The organism is Marinospirillum sp. (assembly GCF_014859565.1).
Window position 1 is genome coordinate 1 of sequence record NZ_JACUUA010000163.1, and the last position, 7,421, is coordinate 7,421.

7 protein-coding genes and 1 tRNA gene are annotated in these 7,421 nt (G+C 51.6%); all 8 read left to right on the forward strand.

Translation table 11 applies throughout. From position 1 onward, the window contains the following. Positions 1–84: 84 nt before the first annotated feature. Positions 85–1,980 (forward strand): threonine--tRNA ligase, encoded by a 1,896-nt coding sequence (thrS, locus tag IBX50_RS15225; protein ID WP_292257148.1) that lies wholly within the window; start codon positions 85–87, stop codon positions 1,978–1,980. A 71-nt stretch (positions 1,981–2,051) separates the two neighbouring features. Then, positions 2,052–2,576: a translation initiation factor IF-3 gene (infC, locus tag IBX50_RS15230; RefSeq protein ID WP_292257154.1), complete on the forward strand. Its 525-nt coding sequence runs from the start codon at positions 2,052–2,054 to the stop codon at positions 2,574–2,576. Positions 2,577–2,677: 101 nt separating this feature from the next. Beyond that, a complete protein-coding gene (rpmI, locus tag IBX50_RS15235; RefSeq protein ID WP_292257149.1) occupies positions 2,678–2,872 on the forward strand; it encodes a 50S ribosomal protein L35 in 195 nt (64 codons plus the stop codon). A gap of 35 nt (positions 2,873–2,907) precedes the next feature. Continuing rightward, positions 2,908–3,264 carry a 50S ribosomal protein L20 gene (gene rplT, locus IBX50_RS15240; RefSeq protein ID WP_292257150.1) on the forward strand — a complete coding sequence of 119 codons (357 nt, stop codon included), beginning with the start codon at positions 2,908–2,910 and terminating at the stop codon, positions 3,262–3,264. A 103-nt stretch (positions 3,265–3,367) separates the two neighbouring features. Then, a complete protein-coding gene (pheS, locus tag IBX50_RS15245; RefSeq protein WP_292257151.1) occupies positions 3,368–4,381 on the forward strand; it encodes a phenylalanine--tRNA ligase subunit alpha in 1,014 nt (337 codons plus the stop codon). Positions 4,382–4,417: 36 nt separating this feature from the next. Continuing rightward, positions 4,418–6,808, forward strand: a complete 2,391-nt coding sequence (gene pheT / locus IBX50_RS15250; protein ID WP_292257152.1) for a phenylalanine--tRNA ligase subunit beta — start codon at positions 4,418–4,420, stop codon at positions 6,806–6,808. A 110-nt stretch (positions 6,809–6,918) separates the two neighbouring features. Further along, positions 6,919–7,215: an integration host factor subunit alpha gene (ihfA, locus tag IBX50_RS15255; protein ID WP_292257153.1), complete on the forward strand. Its 297-nt coding sequence runs from the start codon at positions 6,919–6,921 to the stop codon at positions 7,213–7,215. Between the two features lie 124 nt (positions 7,216–7,339). Further along, a tRNA-Pro gene (locus IBX50_RS15260) sits at positions 7,340–7,416 on the forward strand. Positions 7,417–7,421 lie beyond the last annotated feature (5 nt).

Below are 7,421 nucleotides of genomic sequence, written 5' to 3' on the forward strand. Positions count from 1 at the left end.
GGTGGCCGCCGTACAGCAGAAAAACGTCTGCCTTCATGAACCAAGTGTCCTTTCGTAGGGGACACCACTGCTCAGGAACTTATCATGCCCGTAATTACCCTTCCCGATGGCAGCCAGCGTCAGTTTGAGCAGGCCGTCAGCGTTTTTCAGGTCGCCGAATCCATTGGTGCCGGTCTAGCCAAAGCCGCTCTTGCAGGCAAGGTTAATGGTGAGCTGGTTGATACCAGCCATCTGCTCAGTGAAGACAGCCAGCTATCAATCATCACTGCCAAAGATGCTGGCGGCGTGGAAGTGCTGCGCCATTCCTGTGCCCACCTGATGGCCATGGCTGTAAAACAGCTGTTCCCCAAGGCTCAGGTCACTATCGGCCCAACCATTGAAGATGGCTTTTTTTATGACTTCGACATCGACGGCACATTTACGCCGGAAGACCTGCAAGCCATTGAAAAGCGCATGGAAGAACTGGCAAAACAAGATATTCCTGTTGAGCGCTTCCTGCTGTCACGGAATGAAGCGGTTGCCTTTTTTGAGCAGCAGGGTGAAATCTACAAAGCTGAAATCATCCGTGATATCCCAGCGCATGAAGAATTATCCCTCTACCGCCAGGGTGAGTTCACCGATTTATGCCGTGGCCCGCATGTTCCCAGCACCGGCAAGCTAAAAGCCTTCAAACTGATGCGTGTTTCCGGTGCCTACTGGCGCGGTGACTCCAAAAACAAGATGCTGCAACGCATCTACGGCACTTGCTGGGCCGATAAAAAAGACCTCAAGGAATACCTGCACCGCCTCGAAGAAGCCGAAAAGCGGGATCACCGCAAACTAGCCAAACGTATGGATTTGTTCCACATCCAAGACGAAGCACCAGGCATGGTATTTTGGCACGCCAATGGCTGGACACTGTATCAGGCACTGGAAACCTACATGCGCGGCGTGCTGCGCAACAATGGTTACCAAGAGGTCAAAACACCTCAGGTTGTAGACAAGGTCTTGTGGGAGCGCTCGGGTCACTGGGAGCATTACCAGGCCAATATGTTCACCACGGTATCCGAACACCGTGATTACGCCATCAAGCCAATGAACTGCCCCTGCCACCTGCAGATTTTTAATCAGGGACTGAAAAGTTACCGTGATCTACCACTGCGTATGGCCGAGTTTGGTTCTTGCCATCGTAACGAACCTTCCGGTTCATTACATGGTTTGATGCGGGTTCGTGGTTTCACTCAGGATGATGCCCACATCTTCTGTACGGATGACCAGATGGAAGAAGAATCTGCCCGTTTTATTCAGTTGACGCTGGATGTTTACAAGGCCTTTGGTTTTAACGATGTTGAGCTCAAGCTCTCCACCCGTCCGGAAAGCCGCATTGGTGATGACGCCCTGTGGGACAAGGCTGAACACGCGCTGGAACACGCACTCAACAAAATTGGTAAAACCTGGGATCTACAGCCAGGTGAAGGTGCATTTTACGGCCCGAAAATTGAGTTCTCCCTGCGCGACTGCCTTGGTCGTGTCTGGCAGTGTGGCACCTTGCAGCTGGATTTTGTATTGCCAAGCCGTTTGAATGCCCATTATATTGCTGAAGATGGCAGTCGTAAGACACCTGTGATGCTGCATCGTGCTATTCTGGGGTCCTTCGAGCGTTTTATCGGCATTCTGATCGAACATTATGCCGGTGACCTTCCGACCTGGTTGTGCCCGATTCAGGCAGTGGTACTGAATATCACTGACAAACAGGGCGAATATGCCCGAGATTTGAAAGAAAAACTGCATCAAGCCGGTGTTCGTATCGAAACTGACTTGAGAAATGAGAAGATAGGCTTTAAAATCCGCGAGCACACTCTAGCCAAGATTCCTTATCTGCTGGTTGTTGGTGATAAAGAAGTGGAGTCCGGTACAGTGTCTGTTCGTACTCGTCATGGCGAAGACCTTGGTTCAATGGATCTGGAAACTGTTAAAGCCAGATTACTGGAGCGACACTGAGTCGCCATTGATATGCAAGTGTCAATCAAATAAAACAATATGGAGATATAGCAATCAAGCGCGCTAATCCAATCAGGCGGGATCCAAAAAAGAACCTGCCGCCGATCAATGAGAATATTCAAGCCACTGAAGTCCGTCTGATTGATCAAGATGGTGAACAGGTAGGCGTTGTTCCTCTTGCGGATGCACTTGTACGTGCTGCAGCAGCAGAACTCGACCTGGTGAAAATTTCTGAAGCTGACCCCATTGTCTGTAAGATCATGGACTACGGCAAATTTCAGTTTGAGCAGAAGAAAGCAAAAAATGCTCAGAAGAAAAAGCAGAAACAGATCCAGATCAAAGAGCTTAAATTTCGCCCTGGCACCGAAGAAGGCGACTACCAGATCAAGTTCCGTAACATTGTTCGTTTTCTGGAAGAAGGTGACAAGGTCAAAATCACGCTTCGTTTCCGTGGCCGTGAAATGGCGCACCAGGATATTGGTTTGCGTCTTTTCCAGCGGATCGAAGAAGATCTGGGTGACACCATCGTTGTTGAATCCCGCCCTCGTTTAGAGGGACGGCAGATGGTAATGATGTTGGCACCCAAGAAGAAATGATCCCCTGCTGCACCTTCGGGTGCAGCTTGCTCAGCAACCGGGCTCGGATCATGCCCAATCCCTTGCAACGCATCCAATGATGCACTTGTGGAGTTAATGTAATGCCAAAAATCAAATCAAACAGTGGTGCGCGTAAGCGCTTCAAAGCGACTGCCAAAGGCTTCAAGCACAAGCAGTCACACCGTAGCCACATCCTGACCAAAAAAAGCCCCAAGCGTAAGCGTCAACTGCGTGGCATGAAGCAAATTTCCGCTTCTGACCTGCCGTTGATCAAGCGCATGCTGCCAAGCGTCTAAGGTTTTTTTAATTTAATAGTCAGGAGTGAGTTTACATGCCTCGCGTAAAACGTGGTGTACAGGCGCGTCGTCGCCACAAGAAGATTTTAAAGCTGGCTAAAGGTTACTATGGTGCCCGCAGCCGTGTGTTCCGTGTTGCCAAACAGGCCGTTATCAAGGCTGGTCAGTACGCTTACCGCGACCGTCGTGTACGCAAGCGTCAGTTCCGTGCCCTGTGGATTGCCCGTATCAACGCTGCAGCCCGCATCAACGGTATGTCCTACAGCCGTTTCATTTCCGGCCTGAAGAAAGCGGACATCGCCATTGACCGTAAAGTACTGGCTGACATCGCAGTACACGATATGGCTACTTTTGCTGCCATTGTTGAAAAATCCAAAGCCGCTCTGGCCTGATTTTCCAGCACTCAGCTTGCAAAGTAATCAGGGGAAGGGCTGCGCTCTTCCCCTTTTTTTATTCTGAATTTACTTAACCGAATTTTTATCTGGAGTCGTGCAGATGGACAACCTCTCCTCCCTGTCACTGGAAGGGCAACCTTTGCAGGAAAGGGTGAATCAGGCGCTGGAACAGATTACCCAGACAGGTGACAGCCAGACCCTTGATCAACTCCGGGTTCATTACCTGGGCAAAAAAGGCGAATTGACCAGCCTGTTGAAAAGTCTTGGTAACCTGCCCGCAGAAGAGCGTCCCCGTGCCGGCGAAGTGATTAACCAGGCTAAACAGCTGGTTCAAGATGCACTGAATGCCCGCAAAGAAGCACTGGACAGTGCCGCACTGAATGCTCGTCTGGCAGCTGAATCTGTCGACGTAACACTGCCAGGCCGTGATCCGGAAATAGGCGGCATCCACCCGGTAACACGCACCATCAATCGCATTGAAGACTTCTTCTCCTCTATCGGTTTTACTGTGGCTGAAGGCCCGGAAATTGAGGATGACTACCACAACTTTGAAGCCCTGAATATTCCGGCGCATCATCCCGCTCGTGCCATGCACGATACCTTTTATTTTGATGCCCACACTCTGCTGCGCACCCATACCTCTCCGGTACAGGTACGCAGCATGGAATCGCAGCAACCACCGATCCGCATCATCTGCCCGGGTCGTGTTTATCGCTGTGACTCCGATATGACCCACTCCCCCATGTTCCATCAGGTGGAAGGGCTGCTGATCGACGAAAACATCAGCTTTGCTGACCTTAAAGGTATCCTGCAACAATTCCTGCGTGCCTTTTTTGAACAGGATCTGCGTGTTCGCTTCCGCCCGTCTTATTTCCCCTTCACCGAACCTTCTATCGAGGTGGATGTGGATCGTGGTGATGGTCGCTGGCTGGAAGTGCTGGGCTGCGGCATGGTTCATCCACGGGTGCTGGAGATGTCCGGTATTGACCCGGAAAAATACACCGGTTTTGCCTTTGGTATGGGTGTTGAGCGTTTCTCCATGCTGCGTTATGGCGTGGATGACCTGCGCCTGTTCTTTGATAACGACATCAAATTCCTCAGCCAGCTGCGCTGATCCGGGCAACCTTTTTACAACAGGATTCCGAAGACAATGAAATTCAGTGAAAAATGGCTGCGTGAATGGGTCAATCCAGCCCTGGATTCCGCCAGCCTGGAAGAACAACTTTCTCTTGCCGGTTTGGAAGTGGACAGCCGTGAAGCGGCGGCCGGTGTATTCAGTGGTGTAGTGATCGGTGAGATTCTGACCGCAGAACCCCACCCCAATGCCGACAAGCTGCAGGTCTGCAGTGTTTCAGATGGTACTGAAACTCATCAGGTGGTTTGTGGTGCTCCCAATGCCCGCGCTGGCCTGAAAACTGCTTTTGCCCGTATTGGCGCTGTGCTGCCGGGTGATTTTAAAATCAAAAAAGCCAAACTGCGTCAGGTTGAATCCTGCGGAATGCTCAGCTCTGAACAAGAACTGGGTTTATCCGACAGCCACGATGGTATTATGGAATTACCCGCTGATGCACCCGTAGGTACAGATCTACGCGATTACCTGCAGCTGGATGACTTTCTGTTTGATGTGGATCTGACCCCCAATCGCAGTGATTGTCTCTCCATTGCGGGTCTGGCTCGGGAAGTGGGTGTACTTAACCGTGTCCCCGTCACCCAGCCGGTATTAAACAAAATTGCACCACAGATTGATGACCAGCCCCGCATCACACTGGAAGCACCGGTGGCCTGCCCGCGTTATCTGGGTCGTATCATCCGTGATGTGAACATCAAAGCCATTACCCCCTTGTGGATGCAGGAAAAACTGCGCCGCAGTGGTATTCGCAGCATCGACCCTGTTGTTGATATCACCAACTTTGTGATGCTGGAGCTGGGTCAACCCATGCATGCCTTTGATCTGGCTGAAATTGCCGGTGGCATTTGTGTACGTATGGCCAAAGCGGAAGAAAACCTCACACTGCTGGATGGCTCTGAACTGAAGCTGAAACCAGAAACCCTGGTGATTGCTGATGATAACAAAGCCCTGGCACTGGCCGGTATTATGGGCGGTGAACACAGCGGCTGCACTGAAAACACCCGTGATGTCCTGCTGGAAGTCGCCTACTTTGATCCCTTGTCACTGGCTGGCAAAGCGCGTGAATATGGCCTGCATACCGATGCCTCCCACCGATTTGAGCGGGGTGTAGACTTTAAATTACAACAACGCGCCATGGAACGTGCCACCGAGCTGCTGCTGCAGATCACCGGTGGTCGCCCCGGCTCGATTACCGAAGCCGTCTCGGAACAACATCTGCCGGCTCGCCAGCCCGTTACGCTGCGTAAAAACCGTCTGGAAAAACTGCTGGCCATCCGTCTGCCGGATACAGAAGTTGCCGATATCCTCACCCGCCTGGGTTTGGAAGTCACGGATAACGGCGAAGCCTGGGAAGCACAAATCCCCAGTTATCGTTTTGACATCAGCATTGAAGAAGACCTGATCGAAGAAGTGGCACGGGTGTACGGTTATGACAACCTGCCGGTTAAAGCACCCTCAGCCAGCCTGCTGATTCAGAGCCGTCCAGAAAGTGAGATCAGCCTGCGTCAGATCCGTAGCCTGCTGACCGCACGGGGTTATCAAGAAGCAATCACCTATAGCTTTATTGATCCTCGCTGGTCACAGACCTTTGATCCAGAGAATCAAGCGATTGCCCTGGCCAACCCAATTTCAGCTGATCTGGCGGTGATGCGTACCAGCCTGCTGCCTGGACTGGCAAAAGCACTAAGCCATAACCAGAAACGCCAGCAACCCCGTGTTCGTCTGTTTGAATCCGGTCTGCGTTTTATCAAACAGGGTGAAACCACCCTGCAAGAACCCATGCTGGCAGGCCTGATCAGCGGCAACCGTCAGCCGGAAGCCTGGACAACCAAAGCCGAGTCTGTTGATTTTTACGACATCAAAGGCGACTTTGAAGCGCTGATTGCCCTGGGTCGCAAACCCGATCAATGGCAATTCCGCTCAGCCAGTCATCCTGCCCTGCATCCCGGTCAGTCTGCCGAAATCCTGCACCAGTCTGCCGATGGCAGCTGGCAATCAGCAGGCTGGATCGGTGCACTGCACCCTCAGCTGATGAAAGCTCTGGATATTCGTGGTCATGCTCTGGTCTTTGAAGTCACACTCAGCAGCGTGATGGACGGCAAGGTACAGCGTTTTGGCAGCTTGTCCCGCTTCCCGGAAATGCGCCGAGACCTGGCTCTGCTGGTGGATGAAAATATTGCTATTGGTGCACTACTACAGGAAGCACAGAACCAGGGTGGTGAATGGCTGCAAAAAGTGACACTTTTTGATGTTTATCAAGGTCAGGGCATCCCGGAGGGCAAAAAGAGTCTTGCCTTGGGCTTGACCTGGCAGCATCCTTCGCGCACTCTTACGGATGAAGAGATTAATACTCAGGTTAATCAGGTCGTTACGGCCTTTTCTCAGGGTTTTGCAGCGGAGCTGCGCAGTTAATCCAGCTTGCAGCGGTTAACCCTGACTGTTCAGGAGCGGTCGGACTCTATCAAGACCGGCCAGCTTTGAGTTCAGTTGTTTTCATGCAGCATTCGGAAGGAGCGGAAAACGTGGGTGCATTAACCAAAGCAGAAATGGCTGAAAAGCTGATCAATGAACTCGGACTGAGCAAACGTGACGCCAAAGACATGGTTGAACTGTTTTTCAGTGAAATCAGAGAGTGCCTAACCGACAACGAGCAGGTCAAAATATCTGGATTCGGCAACTTTGATCTGCGCGATAAACGGGAACGCCCCGGCAGAAACCCAAAAACAGGTGAAGAAATTCCCATCTCCGCCCGTCGTGTAGTCACCTTCAAAGCCGGACAAAAACTCAAGGCCAGAGTGGAACGCTACAAGGGTGAATAAAAACCTAAACTTTTGTTCGCAAAAGGGTTTTCAAAAGTGAAAAAGCGCCTTATAATGCGCCTCGCTCTCAGGGCAAACCCCACACGGCACTGAAAGTAAAAGTAGCACTGCAGTAGATGTATGACGGAGTGTGGCGCAGCCTGGTAGCGCACTTGCATGGGGTGCAAGGGGTCGCAGGTTCGAATCCTGTCACTCCGACCAACAAA